Consider the following 17,752-nt stretch of genomic DNA (forward strand, 5'->3'; position numbering starts at 1 on the left):
AATGGCTGTATTGTTAACGTTAACTTTTAAGTGGGAGAAGAGCGTAAGCTTCATAAATGTGATGTTAATCGCAATAGTTAACGTTAACAATGTGGTTTTGTGATCCAGATTGGATCATCAGCGAAAGAGGGAAATTAGAGGGAGGCCCGATGCAGGGCATCGGGCGTTCATCAGGGCGGATCAGCGGCGATGGGCCAGGCGGCGAACTAAATGGTCGCCGAGGCTTTGCACCAGATGCACCATTACAATCAGGATGATGACGGTCCCGACCATGACCTGGTTGTTAAAGCGCTGGTAGCCGTAGCGAATCGCCAGGTCGCCCAGGCCACCGCCGCCGATAACACCGGCCATTGAAGAGAAGCCGATCAGCATCACTATTGTCAGCGTGATGCCCGCCAGAATGGCAGGGAGCGCCTCGGGCAGCAGCACTTTACTCACCACATGCCAGGCGTTGCCGCCCATCGACAGAATGGCTTCAATCCGGCCTTTGTCTACCTCATCCAGCGCGCTTTCGACCACGCGGGCGAAGAAGGGGAAGGCGCCGATGGTGATGGGCACCACAGCCGCAGTGCTGCCGAGCGTGGTGCCGACGATAATGCGGGTCAGCGGGATCAGCGCGATAAGCAGGACAATAAACGGCAAAGAGCGCCCCACGTTAATGATGCTGCCGAGTACCTGATTCAAGCGGGGGGCGGGCAATACCGCATCCCGGCGAGTCAGGAACAGCAGGACGCCGAGCGGCAGCCCAATCAGTACGGTAAACAGCCCGGCCAGGCCCACCATGTAAAGCGTGTCGAGGGTGCCGTCCAGCAGCAGTGGCCAAAGATCTTCCCAACTCATGCTACTTCGCATAAAACTCTCCCTTCCACGCCGTGGCGGCGTAAGAACTCGCGTTCGGCCTCTGCGTCGTGCAGCAGCGAAGTACGTAATCTGGAGAACGGGTCTACTAATCGTTCAGACAGCGGGCCGCTTTCGATTAATTTGCCGTGCTCCAGCAGCGCCGCGTGATCGCAGATGGCTTTGACGACTTCCAGTTGATGGGTGATCAGTACGATAGTCAGCCCAAGCTGGCGGTTGATGTCCGCCAGCAGGGCCAGAATTGACGCGGTCGTGTCAGGATCCAGCGCGCTAGTGGCCTCATCGCAGAGCAGGATTTCCGGGTGGGCGGCCAGCGCCCGGGCAATGCCAACGCGCTGTTTTTGCCCGCCGGAAAGCTGGGACGGAAAGGCTTTGGCTTTGTCGCTCAGGCCCACAAGATTCAGCAGCTCGGCAACGCGCTTTTGGCGAGCCTCACGCGGTGTGCCGGAGATTTCCAGCGGCACGGCGACATTGTCCTCCACGCTGCGGGCGTGGATCAGGTTGAAATGCTGGAACACCATGCCGGTGCGCTGGCGGTGCTGGCGCAGCTCGCGCTGGTTAAAAGTGGTGATGTCCCGGTCATTCATGATAATGCGGCCCGAGGTGGGCCGCTCCAGCAGATTGAGACAGCGAATAAGCGTACTTTTCCCGGCGCCGCTGCGGCCAAGAATGCCGTAAATAGCGCCATCCGGGACCACAAGGTTAATGTCATCCAGCGCCGGTCGGTCTTCTCCGGCGTACACTTTGCTCAGCCGCTCAAGGGCGATCATGACTTAGTCTCTACCGGGATCACCGAGCCTTTGTACTGCTTGCGAATGAACTCGGCCACCTGAGGGGATTCAAGGTCTTTCGCCAGCTGTTTGATGCGCGGGTCGTTTTCCAGATTCGGGTTGGTGACCAGAATGTTGGCGTAAGGGTTATGGGTGGCGCTTTCCAGGCCAAGGGCGTCTTTGGCCGGGCTGAGTCCGGCTTCCAGCGCATAGTTGCCGTTGATCACGCCCAGGCCTACGTCATCCAGCGAACGGGGAATCTGCGGGGATTCAACTTCCAGGATTTTCAGATTCTTCGGGTTGCTGGCGATGTCTTTGGGCGTTGCCTGGTTGGTGGCGGCGTCCTTAAATTCCGGTTTGAGGGTGATCAGGCCTTTGTCCTGGAGCAGGTAAAGGGCACGACTGAGGTTGGTGACGTTGTTCGGCACCGCGATGGTTGTGCCTTCCGGGATGGATTTCAGGTCTTTGTATTTGTGCGAGTAGATGCCCAGCGGTTCGATATGTACCGTGGCGGCGACAACAAATTTCTTGCCGAGCGCTTTCTCCTGGTCACGTAGATAAGGCACATGCTGGAAGTAGTTGGCATCGACGTCGCCGTTCGCCAGCAGTTCGTTGGCGTTAACGCCGTTGCTCAGTTCGACGACCTTCAGTTTGAGGTTAGGGTCGAGTTTTTGCACAAAGGCGAGGATTTCCGCATGCGGGACCGGATCTGCCGCGACGCGCAGCGCATCTGCGGCCTGTGCCGCGAAAGCCAGAGACAGTGACAGCGCAACGCCAGCCAATTTAAAAGCGGTCTTTTTCATCGTTATTTTCCTTTTGTTTTAATGTTTTATTAAGCGATCAGTTCACTGCTGTTACGAAGGATATCCGGGTAATAGCGCTCCGCCACGTCAGGGTGTGAGCGCAGTCGGCCTTTCAGATAGTTCCAGCCCACGTCGCGCAGCAGCGGGTTTTGCGGGTCGCTTTCTGGCCCTTGGGCTTCGCGGGCCAGCGATTCCGGGAGCTGATAAACCGGCACCACAGCGTTGAGCTGTGCGCCGAGGAAGAAGGCAATCGACAGACGTTCTTCATCCTGAGGTGGAGACACCACCCGGTGAACGGTAGCGCGCAGGTAGCCGTTGGTCGCCAGCTCCAGCAGTTCGCCAATGTTGACTACAAAGCTGCCCGGCAGCGGCTGGGCATCGACCCAGTTGTCCGGTGAGACTTCGACCTGCAGGCCTTTTTTCTCGTCCTGCAACAGGAAGCTCAGGAAGCCGGAGTCTTTATGAGCGCCCACGCCCTGGCTGCTCTGCGTGGCAGACTGACCCGGATAGCGAATCAGTTTGATGTGTTCGTTGGGCAGGTTGCCGTAAAGGTCGTCAAAGGCATCGGCCGGCAGGCTAAGGGCTTCGGCAAAGGTGCGCAGCAGTTTTAACGCTACCGCGGTCATTTCGCTTTGCCACCGTAAAAGCGTGGGCTTGAGTGCAGGTCTGGCAGTCGGCCAGAGGTTTGGCCCCTGCAGGCGACGCCACGCCGGGGCATATTCATCCGGCGGCAATGCCTGGCGTTCTGCGCCAAGGTCAAACTGTTCGCGCCAGTCGGGCTGGCCGCGGGTAAGTTCGCTGGCGGCGCGGTTGTAGCCACGGAAATGCGGCGAATGGATCATCGCCACCTGCTGTTTTTCATCGTCGGGGAGGGCAAAGAAGCTGCGGGCTTCGTCCTGGACCGCCTGCTGCAGGTCAGGGCTGATACCGTGGTTGATCAGGTAGAAAAAGCCAATTTCTCGCGCGGCGTAGCGCAACTGGCTGAGGAAGGCTGAACGGTCAGTTTCGCTGCCGCTCAGCTGGGACAGGTCAAGAATCGGCAGTGCCAGGCCAGGATTTGTGCTCATAGTTTACTCCGGTAATCAGGGTCTTGGATAAAGGGGTTACGTTGAGTTCGGCACAACAGCGGGGCAGCATCATGGCAATGTCCTTTTGGATACGGTCGGGTAGCGTTAGCGCTTACCTTGCCGCAATCAAAAAACCTCGCCCAATATTGTTATCTTCTAAGGTATGACCCGGTGGGGTTCTAAGCATTTGCGGAAACGAGAAAAGTCTAATCATTGCAAAATATTTCAATGAATAGGGGTAACTTATGGATTTCACTGAGGCTTAATTACATTTAGAAATAGTTAACGAGCTGTTAAGTTATGGCGGCAGTTAAGTTTATGGGTTTTATGCCGAAGAGGTTGCTAAGCGTTTCGCTTTCTACCACCAGGTGTCTTCATCATGCTAAAAACTACACAATCCCGATTTATTACCTCTTTATGTTTGTTTTTCATGTTGTTAATTGCGGTCACTTCGCTGGTGATTCACTTTTTTGTGACGCCGCAGCTTAAGCACAATGAAACCCAGCTGATTCGCTTCGAAGTGGATAACGTGGCGGTCAATATTACCGAGCAGATGAACCGGGTACAGGCGCAGATGCGCAGCATTACCCAGTCCGTGGCTGCGATGCAAAGCGATGATATTAATAAGTTATTACCGACGCTGGTGGATCAGTACCAGGATGTGAACGTGTTTGGCGGCGGCATCTGGCCTCTGCCGGAAAAACGCGAGGCGGGGCGTAATAAGTTCAGCACTTTCTTTGCCCGCAACGGCAGCAATAAACTTGAAGAAAACACCTACTGGAACTCGGATGCCGCGCCTAACTACTACGAGCAGGTGTGGTACAAAGCCGGGCTGGCGTCTCCGGCAGGGCAATGTGCCTGGGCAAACGCCTACCAGGATGACGCCAGCCCGCAGCCGCGAACTAACTGCGCCATGGCGATTACCAAAGAGGGGCAGCCGTGGGGCGTGGCAACCATCGACGTGACGCTGGGCTTCTTTAATCAGCTGGCCAAACAGATGAGCGAGGCGGTGAAAGGCCAGGTGCTGATCATCGAAGCCGACGGGAAAGTCGTCGGCAACGCGGATCAGATTGGCAAAACGGCGGGCTTAAAAAATCTTTCTGAGCTAAGCGGCTCGCTGCCAATGGCGAAAGCGGTTCAGGGAATGTTGCCCGGTTTCAATGCCAGCCAGAGCAGTGAGATTGAATACGATAACGACGGCACTTCGCACACCGTTATTTTACAGACGGTAAAAGGCAGCCCGTGGATTCTGGCGGTTGACCTGCCAACTGCGCTGCTGGCCAAACAAACGGACGCGATTCTGCTGCGCCTTGGCATGGTGCAGATCCCGATGGCGATCGTTTTGCTCGGGATCCTGGTGCTGTTTGTTCGCAATATGATGCGCCGCCTGGGCGATCTTAACCACAACATCAGCCGTCTGTCTGCCGGTGGTGCTGACCTGACGCAGCGCCTTGAGCCCACCAGCAGCCCGGAATTTAATGCCATTATCGACAGTTTTAACGGCGTGATTAGTTACCTGCAAACCATGCTGCGGCAGGTTGGGGATAGCGCCCGGGCCATTTCTTCGGCCTCTCATCAGATTGCGACGGGCAACCAGGATCTGTCCGCCCGAACCGAAGATCAGGCCAGTTCGATTGAGCAAACAGCGGCCTCGATGGAGGAGCTGACCAGCACCGTTCGCCAGAATGCCGACAACGCCGCCCACGCCAACGAGCTGGCGCGCGAAGCGTCCAGCGTGGCGGTGAAAGGGGGAGAAGTGGTGAAGCAGGTCGTCAGCACGATGAATGCTATTCAGACTTCTTCCGGCAAAGTGGTGGATATTATCAGCGTGATTGACAGCATCGCTTTCCAGACCAATATCCTGGCGCTCAACGCCGCTGTTGAAGCCGCCCGAGCCGGTGAGCAGGGCAGAGGTTTTGCGGTTGTGGCTTCTGAGGTTCGCAGCCTGGCTCAGCGTTCTGCGCAATCGGCACGGGAAATCAAAGCGCTGATTGAAAATTCGGTGAGCAATGTGAATCTGGGGACTGAGCTGGTTAATCAGGCTGGCAGCACCATGGAAGAGCTGACTCAGGGTGTGCGTAACGTGACGACGTTGATGGCCGAAATTATGTCTTCCAGCCGCGAGCAGAGCACCGGCATTGAGCAGGTGAATCTGGCGATTAATCAGCTGGATAGCACCACCCAGCAGAACGCCGCACTGGTCCAGGAAGTCTCTTCCGCCTCGCATTCGATGGCGGAACAATCCACTCAGCTTGAGCGTGTAGTCGCCGGATTTAAACTCTAATCACAGCGGGCACCCAGGCGGTGCCCGTTTCTTTTTGCCCTACCTTCCCGTTGAAACCCCGCTTGCAATTTGCCCAATCATCTTTTATTTTATTGTTACGTTATAACATATCGGAATGATTTTTATGCAGCGCGATATCCATCCGTTTTACCGGACCGTGGTGTTTCACGACACCAGCGTAAATGAATATTTTAAAGTGGGCTCGACGATCAAAACCGACCGCGAGATTGAGCTGGACGGGGTGACTTACCCCTACGTGACGATCGAAGTCTCTTCTGCTTCACATCCTCATTACACCGGCAAACAGAAAGTCTTCGTCAATGAAGGCGGCCCGGCGCGCTTCCAGCAGCGTTTTGGCAAGTTCTTTGGCGGGAAGGAGTCTTAAGAAATGCAGGTATTGAATTCACTTCGCAGTGCAAAACAGCGCCACCCCGATTGCCAGATTGTGAAGCGTAAGGGGCGGCTGTATGTGATTTGCAAATCTAATCCGCGTTTTAAAGCGGTGCAGGGACGGAAGAAACGTCGCTAGCGGTTATCGCTCACCCGCAGGCTGCTGGCGGGTGAGTGAGAATACATCATAAAACGACAGTTCCCCTTTGCGGTTGAGCATTTTGTGCAACAAAGATTTTTGCTCTTCATCCACGCTTGGGGAGTTAAGAATTTCATCGATCAGCGCCGTGGGCACGTTGCGGGTGTTGTACCATTCGCCGTTATAGCAAACGCGCAGGTCGAGAACGTCAATATCGCTGTAGCGGTAGCGAGGGTTGACGTCAAAGAAGAAAAACGCGTTCATCAGCGCGAACAGCACGACCAGCAGCCATACTGAGCCCGCCAGGGTTTCTGATTCCAGCATTACCCACATTGTGGCAAACCAGCCGATATACATGCCAATAAATAATCCGGGATGCTTGCGGATAAAACTGATACTGAAGCGCGGGCGGTTATCGCGCTTTTCAGTTTCATTCAGATGTTCGATGGTATTGGTAAGCAGGCGCTGAATTTCTGACATGGTGTGCCTTCTAAGTTCTCTGTTTCGGTTGTACGCGTGGCCAGACTATTTTAAGAACCAGGGACCAGGCAAAAAAGTAACAGATAAGCCAAAAATAACCATAACAGTTAACAAGCCTGACCGACTTAAAGCGTCTTAATGATACGGGCCGGGTTACCCACAACAACGCAGTTGGCTGGGATATCTCTGGTCACTACCGAGCCTGAACCCACCACCACATTATCGCCAATGGTGACGCCCGGATTAATAACCGCGCGTCCGCCAATCCAGACGTTATTGCCAATTGTCACCGGCTTGCCAAGTTCGACTCCGCTATTTCGTGTTTCTGCATCCAGGGGATGGGTCGCGGTATAAATATGAACGCCAGGTGCCAGCATACAGTTGTCACCAATGCGGATAGGACAAGGGTCCAGCATGACGCATTCGAAGTTGGCGTAGAAGTTTTTACCCAGGTAGATGTTGTAGCCATAGTCGCAGCGGAAAGTGGGTTCGATGTAAGCCCCTTCGCTCTGGCCAAGCAGCTCGGCGAGAATCTCATCGCGGTACGCCTGTTCGTCCGGCGAACTTTGGTTGTAGCGATGCAGCAGCTGGCGTGCTTTGTGGCTCTCTAGCTGCAGGGTTTCGTCTCCAGGCCGGTATAGCTCTCCGGCAATCATTTTACGCTTTTCTTCACTCATCACGGGTTCCCTCTTCAGTGGCCTGCAAGGCTACCTGAATTTCGGAAGAAAAGAGTGGGTATCGTTCCCTGAGCGTGATGGACCTCACGTCGCAGACTGCGGCGCGGAAGGTTAGCGTTGAGGAGTGCTGGCGGTATTTCGCTGGCTGGTTAACGGGCGTTAATCCAAACCTGTGTAACATCGACTGAGACAAACCAGACAATAACAGAAGATAAAATGTGATTTTAAATATTATTTAATAAGACAACTATTAACGAATAAATTTCCACACTGACGGTGGGATTTTATCATACAGTTTATTCATCGTCAGTTCTGCAAGACGGTGGTCGGCTGCTGAATAAAATACCGCCAGTTCATTATCTGATAATTCATATTTATTTTTTTCTATTACGCGTTCCAGCGTATCAATTGTCTGACAACGCCGCAGGCGCATCAAATAATCAGTCTTAGTGAGCTTGGTAGTCATAAATTCGCCTTAAGTATTTTAATATTTTTAGAACGAGTGGCTTACTGGATTAGCGCGACTCTCACTGATGAAACATCTGAACAAGCGATTCCCTGATTTACGCCACCGCTGCAAGTCCTGTGCGTTAATGCCGTAATTGCTAAATAACATGAAAGTATCGTCCAGGTATTCATCAATCTGTTCAATCAATTTGCTCTCATCTGGATACTTAATCTTATAATTAAGCGCCGATGCTGCAATGTGCTCAATCAATTCATTCAACTGCAGATTAATGGCCGACGTAGGGTCATTAACCCACCCATGATTGCTCTCACCAAGATTGGTCAGACAATCGTGATACAGACTCTCACAGAGGAACTTAAGCTGCGCGATGTCATGCCGCTTTGGTGAGTATTCGTCCATAGTGCTGCCCCTTTTATCGGTAAACCAAATGATAAACACAACGGGTTGGGGTGGACACACCTGATGAGGTGAAGAACTGTTGCCACGATTATTACATGTGCTGTAACTATAAATCAATATTGCCTGGATTTCATGCGGCTCTAACGAAAAATTACAATTAAGTTAAAAAAGGGGAATACGTTACTAAATGTGAATTAAAACTTTAGTATGAATTTTAACTTAAATTCTCAGGCAGTCATTAACCCATAATCGGTAATATTTATAACTTTCAGCTGGTTAATCAATCTATAAGACGATTCTGTATCCGGCTAAAAATCAGGCGTTAATTTGTAAGAATATTCCCAAATAAATGTAACACTTCGGTTTTTGTTGTTTCGTTAATCATGGATTAACGAGCATTTAAGCGTTATTTTTTCCGAAATGAGGCGGCATTTATGTTGAAGATAATGCGGAAGAGAGAAGTGAATGTGGAAATAAGAAATCTGAATTAACAATACTGAAACCGGTTTCTGCATTCATAAAAAAGGCCGCATTATGCGGCCTTTTGTTATGTGATTGAACGGCTTACTGGTGATGCTCTACCACATGCGCATGTTCAATATCTTCACTCTTGCGGCTAAAGCGGCGGCGTACCACCACGAAGAACACCGGCACGAAGAAGATAGCCAGCACGGTCGCAGTCACCATACCGCCCATTACACCGGTACCTACGGCGTTCTGCGCGCCACTGCCCGCACCGGTACTGATAACCAGCGGCATTACCCCCAGGATAAACGCCAGAGAAGTCATCAGGATCGGACGCAGACGCATACGCACGGCTTCCAGCGTCGCTTCAATCAGACCTTTGCCTTCTTTCTCCATCAGATCTTTGGCGAATTCAACGATAAGTATCGCGTTCTTCGCCGACAAACCAATGGTTGTTAGCAGGCCAACCTGGAAGTAAACGTCGTTGGTGAGGCCACGCATCGTTGCCGCCAGCAGGGCACCGAATACGCCAAGCGGAACAACCAGCATGACCGAGAACGGAATTGACCAGCTCTCATACAGCGCCGCCAGACACAGGAACACCACAATCAGCGAGATGGCGTACAGGGCAGGGGCCTGGTTGCCGGACAGGCGTTCCTGGTAGGACATGCCCGTCCAGTCAAAGCCAATGCCGGTTGGCAATTTCGACGCAAGCTGTTCCATCATGTCCATTGCTTCACCGGTACTTTTACCCGGTGCTGCCTGGCCAAGAATTTCCATGGACGGTAAGCCATTGTAACGTTCCAGACGCGGTGAACCGTATTCCCAGCGTGAGGTAGAGAACGCGGAGAACGGTACCATCTGGCCGGAAGAGCCACGCACGTACCAGTTACCGATGTCGCTTGGCAGCATACGGTATGGCGCTTCGGCCATGACGTACACTTTCTTCACGCGGCCACGGTCGATGAAGTCATTGACGTAGCTGCCGCCCCAGGCTGCGCCCAGAGTGGTATTGATATCGCTAATGGATACCCCCAGCGCCTGTGCTTTTTCCTGATCGATATCGATTTTGAACTGCGGTGTATCTTCCAGACCGTTCGGACGCACGCCAACCAGCAGGTCAGGGTGCTGGGCAATCATGCCGAACAGCTGGTTACGAGCCTGTGTGAGCTGCTCGTGGCCAAGGTTTGCCTGGTCAATCAGCTGGAAGTCAAAGCCGGTTGCGGTACCCAGCTCGACAATCGCCGGCAGGTTAAAGGCAAACACCATTGCATCTTTAATCTGCGAGAAGGTGCCCATCGCACGGCCTGCAATAGCCGGAACTTTGTTCTCTTCTCCAGAGCGCTCACTCCAGTCTTTCAGCGAAACGAACGCCAGACCGGTGTTCTGACCACGACCTGAGAAGCCGAAGCCGTTAACGGTAAACACTGAGTTAACGTTGGCTTTCTCTTTCGTCAGGAAGTAATCCGTGACTTCATCCAGCACTTTCTGCGTACGTTCCTGGGTTGCCCCCGCTGGCAGCTGCGCCATGGCTAACAGCACGCCCTGGTCTTCGTCCGGCAGGAACGAGCTCGGCAGACGAACAAACAGCACTGCCATGCCAACCACAATCATCAGATACAGCAGCAGGTAACGACCTGTGCTACGCAGAATGTTACCGACGCTGTCGGTGTAGTGGTGCGTGCTCTTGTCGAACATTCTGTTGAACCAGCCGAAGAACCCTTTCTTGTCATCGTGATGACCTTTCGGGATTGGCTTAAGCATGGTTGCACAGAGTGCAGGAGTCAGGATCATCGCGACCAGTACCGACAGCACCATCGCCGAAACGATAGTAATCGAGAACTGACGATAGATGGCACCGGTAGAGCCGCCGAAGAAGGCCATTGGGACAAACACTGCAGAAAGTACCATCGCGATACCGACCAGTGCGCCCTGAATCTGACCCATGGATTTGCGTGTGGCTTCCTTCGGTGGCAGTCCATCTTCCACCATCACACGCTCGACGTTCTCAACCACAACGATGGCGTCATCCACCAACAGGCCTATCGCCAGCACCATGCCGAACATCGTCAGGGTGTTTATCGAGTAGCCAAAGGCGGCAAGGATAGCGAATGTGCCCAGCAGTACCACCGGTACCGCAATGGTTGGAATCAGCGTTGCCCGGAAGTTCTGCAGGAACAGATACATAACCAGGAACACCAGCACGATAGCTTCGACCAGCGTTTTCACCACTTCGTTAATGGAGATTTTAACGAACGGCGTGGTGTCGTACGGGTATACAACTTTCAGTCCCGCCGGGAAGTAAGGCTGAAGTTTTTCTACCGTGGCGCGTACCGCTTCGGCGGTATCCAGGGCGTTAGCACCGGTAGCCAGTTTTACACCCAGACCGGCAGCAGGCTGGCCGTTATAGCGAGCGATAACGTCATAGCTTTCGCCGCCCAACTCAACTTTTGCCACGTCTTTCAGCAGTACGCGAGATCCATCCTGATTCACTTTCATCAGGATTTTGCTGAACTCTTCTGCTGATTTCAGACGGGTTTGCGCAATGATGGAGGCGTTCAACTGCTGACCTTTGACCGGCGGAGTCCCACCGAGCTGGCCCGCCGCTACCTGGGCGTTTTGTGCCTTGATAGCGTTGATCACATCCACCGGCGTCAGCTGGTAGTTGTTCAGTTTGTTCGGATCCATCCAGATACGCATCGCGTACTGAGCACCAAACAGCTGAACGTCACCGACACCGTGGGTACGGCTGACCGGATCTTTAATGGTTGCGCCAACGTAGTCCGCAATATCCTGCTGGTTCATAGAACCGTCGGTGCTGATCATACCCAGTACCATCAGGAAGCTGCTTGAGGACTTCTCAACGCTAACCCCTTGCTGCTGTACTTCCTGCGGCAGCAGCGGCATAGCCAATTGCAGTTTGTTCTGCACCTGAACCTGTGCGATATCGGCATCGGTGCCGGAATCGAAGGTGATGGTGATTTGAACGGTACCAGAGGAATCACTGGTAGAGGACATGTATAACAGGCCATCGATACCGTTCATATTCTGTTCGATAACCTGGGTTACTGAATCCTGTACCGTTTTCGCATCTGCACCCGGGTAGTTAGCCGAGATCTGAATGGCCGGTGGCGCGATCGTAGGATACTGCGCGATAGGCAATTTCATGATCGCAAGCGCACCCGCCAACATAATAATGATGGCGATTACCCAGGCAAAGATGGGGCGATCGATAAAAAACTTAGACATGTCTTAACGGCTCCTGTTTGAGTTAAGACTTCGGTTGTTCTGACTGCGCGCCTGCGGCGGGTTGCTGTTGGCCTTTATTGTCTTCCGCAACTTCCTGCGCTTTTACCTGAACACCCGGTTTTACTTTCTGTAGGCCGGTAACAATCACGCGATCGCCTGTTTGTAACCCATCGGTAACCAGCCATTTGTCGCCGATCGCCTGGCTGGTTTGCAGCTGGCGAACTTCAACTTTGTCATCCTTCCCAACGACCATCGCGGAGGCATCGCCGCGTGGAGTACGAGTAACCCCCTGCTGCGGAACCAGGATAGCATTCGGGTTAACGCCTTCTTCCAGCTTGGCGCGAACAAACATCCCTGGCAGCAGGGTTTTATCCGGGTTAGGGAAGATAGCGCGCAGGGTGATAGACCCGGTGGTCTGGTCAACGGTCACTTCAGAGAATTCCAGCGAGCCTTCCTGAGGGTAGGCGACGCCGTTGTTCATCATCAGTTGGACTTTCGCTTTGCCGTTTTCCTGTTTCAGTTTGCCGTCGGCCAGCTCCTGCTTCAGACGCAGGAAGTCATCGCTGGACTGGGTCACATCCACATAAATAGGGTCAAGCTGCTGGACGGTGGCGAGGGCGGTGGTTTGCCCGCTGGTAACCAGCGCACCTTCGGTGACCGCGGATTTCCCGATGCGGCCGCTGATAGGCGAGGTCACTTTGGTGTACGCCAGGTTGATACGTGCAGTTTCAACCGCGGCTTTTGCTGCGACGACGTCAGCGTTTGCCTGCTGCGCGGTTGCTGCGGCCGTGTCGTAGTCAGACTGGCTGATGTACTTGGTACCCAGCAGTTTCTGATAACGTTTGACGGTCAGCTGTGCAAGATTTGCGCTGGACTGGGCTTTCGCCAGGTCGCCCTTTGCGCTGTCGTACGCAGCCTGATAGGTGGCAGGATCGATCTGATACAGCGAAACACCAGCCTGAATGTCGCTCCCTTCGGTAAAGTTACGCTTCAGAATAATGCCGCTAACCTGAGGGCGAACTTCTGCAATGCGGAAGGCGTTGGTGCGTCCTGGAAGCTCAGTAGTAATCTGTAATGGCGCGCTTTTCAGAGTCACTACACCCACTTCCGGGGCGTGCGGCGCACTCTGCTGGGTCTCTTTCTCGTTACATCCTGTAAGCGCTAAGCTGCCTGAGAGCATCAGAACGGCCGCCAGAGGCGTAAACCCTCTGTTTTTGTTCATATGTAAACCTCGAGTGTCCGATTTCAAAGTTGTTCAATGGATCAAATGTCCACAAACCCATTGCTGCGTTTATATTATCGTCGTGCTATGGTACATACGTTCACAAATGTATGTAAATCTGACTAAAGTAAATTCACCCACTTATGGCACGAAAAACCAAAGCTCAGGCGCTTGAAACCCGCCAGCACATCCTCGACGTTGCGATTCGCCTGTTTTCACAGCAGGGCGTCTCTGCGACTTCGCTCGCGGATATCGCGCAGGCTGCCGGGGTAACACGTGGTGCGATTTACTGGCATTTCAAAAATAAGTCGGAGTTGTTTAGTGAGATCTGGGAGCTAACCGAATCCAGTATTGGTGACTTAGAGATTGAGTATCGGGCAAAATATCCAGACGATCCACTGTCTGTGATAAGAGAATTACTCATTTATATCCTACAGGCAACGGTGACTGAAGAGCGCCGACGCTTAATGACGGAAATCATTTTCCACAAGTGCGAGTTTGTCGGCGAACTCGAAGTTTTGCAGCAGGCCCGACGCACGCTTTACATGGAAGGCAACGAACGCATTGAGGCCGCTTTGCAGCGCTGCATCGACGCGGGGAAGTTACCTGCAGGCCTGCGCCTTTCCCTCGCCGTCACGTTGATGCGCAGCTATATTACCGGGCTGATTGAGAACTGGCTGGTTGCCCCGGAAACCTTTGATCTCCATGCTAAAGCGCCAGACTTTATTGCCGTCCTGCTGGAGATGTTCCAGCTTAGCCCAACGCTGAACAAACCGGCGTAACTTTCGGCTGCCATTCACCCGATAAATCATTTGAGATTCCTCCGAGGGCGATTGCTATTCTGCGCCCTGAAGCCGTGTTATTCTGCGCGTCTTCCGTGGCCTTTTACTTTTAGCTGGCACTCACATGCGCAGCACCGTAATGACTCAACCATGACTACGCAGCACAACGCTCTGTCGCGGACTTCTCGTTCCGCATTCATTCTTTTCCTGTTTTTGTTTGTTTCCATCCTGCTGCCTTTGTCCATGGCTCAGGCGGCGCAAAGTAATGGCGATCTGCCAGCCAGAGCGGAGGTGCAGTCGCAGCTGGACACGCTAAACAAGCAAAAAACGCTCACCCCTGACGATAAGCTTACCCAGAAAGATCTCACCGAAACGCTTGAGATGCTGGACAAGCTCGACCGCGTGAAGCAGGAAACGGCACAGCTCAAAACCACGGTTGCCCAGGCACCGGACAAGCTGAAGCAGGCGACCGACGCGCTGAATTCGCTGAGCACGCCAGCCGATGACGAAGCGACGCGCAAAACGCTGGGTTCGCTTTCCCTTCGCCAGCTGGAAGCCCGGCTGACCAGCGTGCTGGATCAGCTCCAGTCGGCCAACAACGATTTATCCACGCTGAACAGCCAGCTGGTGTCGCTGCAAACCCAGCCTGAGCGCGTGCAGAATGCCATGTACAGCGCCTCTCAGCAGCTTCTGCAGGTGCGTAACAGGCTGAACGGCACCACGCCGGGGGAAGCCACTCTCCGTCCAAGCCAGCAAAACTTGCTGCTGGTGCAGCAGGCGCTGTTGAATACCCAAATTGAGCAACAGCGGAAAAGCCTGGAAGGCAACACCGTTTTGCAGGATGCGCTGCAAAAACAGCGTGACTACACCAACGCTAATATCGGGCAGCTTGAGCATACGCTTCAGCTGCTGCAGGAAGCGGTTAACAGTAAACGCTTAACGCTGACGGAAAAAACGGCGCAGGAAGCCGTCACGCCGGACGACGCTGATGCCAGCGCGGTGCAGAATAACCCGCTGGTGCGTCAGGAGCTGGATGTTAACCACCAGCTTAGCCAGCGGCTGATTAACGCCACCCAAAGCGGGAATGAGCTGGTTCAGCGGAATATCCGCGTTAAAAACTGGCTCGATCGTGCGCTGCAGTCCGAGCGTAATCTGAAAGAACAAATCTCGGTGCTGAAGGGCAGCCTTTTGTTGTCGCGCATTCTTTATCAGCAGCAGCAAACGCTGCCGTCAGCCGACGACCTGGAAGACCTCACCAACCGCATCGCCGACCTGCGCCTGGAGCAGTTCGACATTAACCAGCAGCGTGATGCGCTGTTCCAAAGTGACAGCTACGTCGACAAGATTGTCGAAGGGCATAAAAACGAGGTTAACGACGAAGTTCATGACGCGCTGATGCAGGTGGTGGACATGCGTCGTGAGCTGCTGGACCAGCTCAACAAGCAGTTGGGCAACCAGCTGATGATGGCGATTAACCTGCAGATTAACCAACAGCAGCTGATGAGCGTCAGCAGCAGCTTGAAGAAAATGCTGACCCAGCAAATCTTTTGGGTGAACAGTAACAAACCGATGAACTGGGAATGGATCAAATCCTTCCCGGGCGCGCTGCACGACCAAATCAAAGGCATGAAGCTGGATATCAGCTGGCACAAAGTGCTGGACGGGCTGTTTATGTCGCTGTTCACCGCGCTGCCGTTAATGCTGCTGGCCGGGCTGCTGCGCTGGCGCTACAAGTGGATCGACAGGCAGCTGGCTAAGCTTGCCTCGGAGGTCGGGCAGCTGCGCACGGATACCCAGCTCAACACGCCTAAGGCGATTTTGCTTAACTTCCTGAAAGTGCTGCCGCTGACGATGGCCATTCTCTCGGTGGGGCTGGTATTGCTGTTTATGCAGCTCAATATCAGTGAACTGCTGTGGGCGTTTGCCAAAGAGCTGGCGCTGTTCTGGCTGGTGTTTGGCATGGCCTGGCGCATTCTGAGCAGCCGTGGTCTGGCCGTGATCTGGTTTAACATGCCGGAGCATCTGACCCGTCATTATCGTCGTCAAATCGTGCGCATCAGCTTTGCTTTGCTGCCGCTGCTATTCTGGTCTGTCGTCGGCGAGATGTCGCCGCTGAACCTGATGGACGATGTGCTCGGGCAGTTTATGATCTTCCTTAACCTGCTGCTGATCACCGCTCTGGTTATCCCGATGTGCCGCGACAACTGGCGGGACAAAGAGTCCCATCCGATGCGGCTGCTGACCATTACCGTGCTCTCCATTGTGCCGGTCGCGCTGCTGGTGCTGACCGCAACCGGCTATTTCTATACCACGCTGCGCCTGGCTAATCGCTGGATAGACACAGTTTATCTGGTCATTATCTGGAACCTGATTCATCAGACGGTGATCCGTGGTCTGAGCGTTGCGGCACGCCGTATTGCCTACCGCCGCGCGCTGGCTCGCCGCCAGAATATGGTTAAAGAGGGGGCGGAGGGCGCAGAGCCGGTAGAAGAGCCGCCGCTGGCGCTGGATCAGATCAACCAGCAAACCATGCGTTTGACCATGCTGCTGATGTTCGCCCTGTTCGGCGTGGTGTTCTACGCCATCTGGTCGGATTTAATTACCGTCTTTGCCTATCTCGACAGCATCGTGCTGTGGCATTACACCGGCAGCGAAGCCGGCGCCGCGGTGATGAAAAACGTTACGATGGGCAGCATCTTGTTCGCGATAGTGGCGACGATGGTCGCCTGGGCGCTGATTCGAAACTTACCGGGCCTGCTGGAAGTGCTGGTTCTGTCGCGGCTGAAAATGCGCCAGGGCGCCTCTTACGCCATTACGACCATCCTCAACTACGCCATTATCGTGATTGGAGCGATGACGGTGTTTGGCTCGCTGGGCGTGTCGTGGGACAAACTGCAGTGGCTGGCGGCGGCACTGTCGGTGGGCTTGGGCTTTGGTTTGCAAGAAATCTTCGGTAACTTCGTTTCCGGCCTTATCATCCTGTTTGAACGCCCGGTCCGCATCGGCGATACCGTTACCATCGGGACATTCTCCGGTAGCGTCAGTAAGATCCGCATCCGTGCGACGACAATCACCGACTTTGACCGTAAAGAAGTGATCATTCCGAACAAAGCGTTTGTGACCGAACGACTGATCAACTGGTCGCTGACGGATACGATCACCCGCGTAGTGATCAAGCTCGGCGTGGCGTATGGATCCGATCTCGATAAAGTGAAAGCGATCTTGCTGAAGGCGGCGATGGAACATCCGAGGGTGATGCACGACCCGGAACCGGCGGTGTACTTCACCACGTTTGGCGCCAGCACGCTTGACCATGAACTGCGTCTGTATGTCCGTGAACTTCGCGACCGCAGCATTACCGTGGATGAGCTGAACCGCGCCATTGACAGACTGTGTCGTGAAAACAATATCAACATCGCCTTCAACCAGCTTGAAGTGCATCTGCACAATGAAAAAGGCGATGAACTGACGGAAGTGAAGCGTGATTTAGGCAAAAACGGCGGTATGCTGCCGCCGACCAGCCAGCCTTAATCGCCGGCGGGGGGCGTTTGTGCTTCCCGCTGTTTACGCAGAAAATCCTGACGGACAATGTCCAGCGCCGCGAGGGCGGTGTCCGTTGGGATCTGGTGCTGCTCCAGCAGCATGATTAAATCGACGGCCAGTTTGACCTCGTCCGGGGCGTTATCCAGCGACATTCT

16 protein-coding genes are annotated in these 17,752 nt (G+C 53.8%); 5 read left to right on the forward strand and 11 right to left on the reverse strand.

The features are described from left to right. Window positions 1-180: 180 nt before the first annotated feature. From ACR6JA_RS10210 to ACR6JA_RS10225, 4 genes are read right to left on the reverse strand one after another with little or no spacing between them, the layout of a single operon-like run. Window positions 181-840, reverse strand: a complete 660-nt coding sequence (locus ACR6JA_RS10210) for a methionine ABC transporter permease (RefSeq protein WP_166864839.1) — start codon at window positions 838-840, stop codon at window positions 181-183. After that, window positions 837-1,628, reverse strand: coding sequence for a methionine ABC transporter ATP-binding protein (locus ACR6JA_RS10215; protein ID WP_494492685.1), 792 nt, complete (start codon window positions 1,626-1,628; stop codon window positions 837-839). Before ACR6JA_RS10215 ends, ACR6JA_RS10210 begins: the two co-directional genes overlap by 4 nt. Next, entirely contained in the window at window positions 1,625-2,431 is an 807-nt protein-coding gene (locus ACR6JA_RS10220; protein WP_213715606.1) for a MetQ/NlpA family ABC transporter substrate-binding protein, read from the reverse strand. The genes ACR6JA_RS10215 and ACR6JA_RS10220 overlap by 4 nt, the downstream gene beginning before the upstream one ends. A 29-nt stretch (window positions 2,432-2,460) precedes the next feature. Beyond that, window positions 2,461-3,498 carry an isopenicillin N synthase family dioxygenase gene (locus ACR6JA_RS10225; protein WP_213715607.1) on the reverse strand — a complete coding sequence of 346 codons (1,038 nt, stop codon included), beginning with the start codon at window positions 3,496-3,498 and terminating at the stop codon, window positions 2,461-2,463. 379 nt (window positions 3,499-3,877) lie between these two features. On the opposite strand from ACR6JA_RS10225, the gene ACR6JA_RS10230 reads away from it, so the two are divergent. The 3 genes from ACR6JA_RS10230 to ykgO all read left to right on the forward strand — a co-directional run bounded on the left by ACR6JA_RS10230 (window position 3,878) and on the right by ykgO (window position 6,311). Further along, complete coding sequence (locus ACR6JA_RS10230; protein WP_494492686.1) at window positions 3,878-5,782, forward strand: methyl-accepting chemotaxis protein; 1,905 nt, start codon at window positions 3,878-3,880, stop codon at window positions 5,780-5,782. A gap of 124 nt (window positions 5,783-5,906) precedes the next feature. Next, window positions 5,907-6,167 (forward strand): type B 50S ribosomal protein L31, encoded by a 261-nt coding sequence (locus ACR6JA_RS10235; RefSeq protein ID WP_008460319.1) that lies wholly within the window; start codon window positions 5,907-5,909, stop codon window positions 6,165-6,167. A 3-nt stretch (window positions 6,168-6,170) separates the two neighbouring features. Then, window positions 6,171-6,311 (forward strand): type B 50S ribosomal protein L36, encoded by a 141-nt coding sequence (ykgO, locus tag ACR6JA_RS10240; RefSeq protein WP_003859006.1) that lies wholly within the window; start codon window positions 6,171-6,173, stop codon window positions 6,309-6,311. A gap of 3 nt (window positions 6,312-6,314) precedes the next feature. On the opposite strand, the gene ACR6JA_RS10245 is transcribed toward ykgO, so the two are convergent. The 6 genes from ACR6JA_RS10245 to ACR6JA_RS10270 form a co-directional block, all read right to left on the reverse strand. Beyond that, entirely contained in the window at window positions 6,315-6,791 is a 477-nt protein-coding gene (locus ACR6JA_RS10245) for a YlaC family protein (protein WP_494492687.1), read from the reverse strand. A gap of 125 nt (window positions 6,792-6,916) precedes the next feature. Beyond that, window positions 6,917-7,468 (reverse strand): maltose O-acetyltransferase, encoded by a 552-nt coding sequence (maa, locus tag ACR6JA_RS10250; RefSeq protein ID WP_008460300.1) that lies wholly within the window; start codon window positions 7,466-7,468, stop codon window positions 6,917-6,919. Between the two features lie 250 nt (window positions 7,469-7,718). After that, window positions 7,719-7,934 carry a hemolysin expression-modulating protein Hha gene (gene hha / locus ACR6JA_RS10255; protein ID WP_008460299.1) on the reverse strand — a complete coding sequence of 72 codons (216 nt, stop codon included), beginning with the start codon at window positions 7,932-7,934 and terminating at the stop codon, window positions 7,719-7,721. A gap of 27 nt (window positions 7,935-7,961) precedes the next feature. Continuing rightward, window positions 7,962-8,336, reverse strand: a complete 375-nt coding sequence (tomB, locus tag ACR6JA_RS10260) for an Hha toxicity modulator TomB (RefSeq protein ID WP_008460297.1) — start codon at window positions 8,334-8,336, stop codon at window positions 7,962-7,964. Between the two features lie 564 nt (window positions 8,337-8,900). Next, on the reverse strand, window positions 8,901-12,050 hold the full coding sequence (acrB, locus tag ACR6JA_RS10265; RefSeq protein ID WP_494492688.1) for a multidrug efflux RND transporter permease subunit AcrB: 3,150 nt from the start codon (window positions 12,048-12,050) through the stop codon (window positions 8,901-8,903). 22 nt (window positions 12,051-12,072) lie between these two features. Continuing rightward, window positions 12,073-13,272: an efflux RND transporter periplasmic adaptor subunit gene (locus ACR6JA_RS10270; protein ID WP_039295998.1), complete on the reverse strand. Its 1,200-nt coding sequence runs from the start codon at window positions 13,270-13,272 to the stop codon at window positions 12,073-12,075. A gap of 143 nt (window positions 13,273-13,415) precedes the next feature. Here ACR6JA_RS10270 and acrR point away from each other — a divergent pair, with 143 nt between their 5' ends. Together acrR and mscK are read left to right on the forward strand one after the other, a co-directional pair. Then, window positions 13,416-14,054, forward strand: coding sequence for a multidrug efflux transporter transcriptional repressor AcrR (acrR, locus tag ACR6JA_RS10275; protein ID WP_039295995.1), 639 nt, complete (start codon window positions 13,416-13,418; stop codon window positions 14,052-14,054). A gap of 150 nt (window positions 14,055-14,204) precedes the next feature. Further along, window positions 14,205-17,585 (forward strand): mechanosensitive channel MscK, encoded by a 3,381-nt coding sequence (gene mscK / locus ACR6JA_RS10280; RefSeq protein WP_494492689.1) that lies wholly within the window; start codon window positions 14,205-14,207, stop codon window positions 17,583-17,585. On the opposite strand, the gene rsmS is transcribed toward mscK, so the two are convergent. Then, entirely contained in the window at window positions 17,582-17,749 is a 168-nt protein-coding gene (gene rsmS / locus ACR6JA_RS10285; RefSeq protein WP_008460289.1) for a pleiotropic regulatory protein RsmS, read from the reverse strand. The genes mscK and rsmS overlap by 4 nt on opposite strands. Window positions 17,750-17,752: the final 3 nt, after the last annotated feature.

The organism is Cedecea sp. B1(4), from assembly GCF_059414925.1.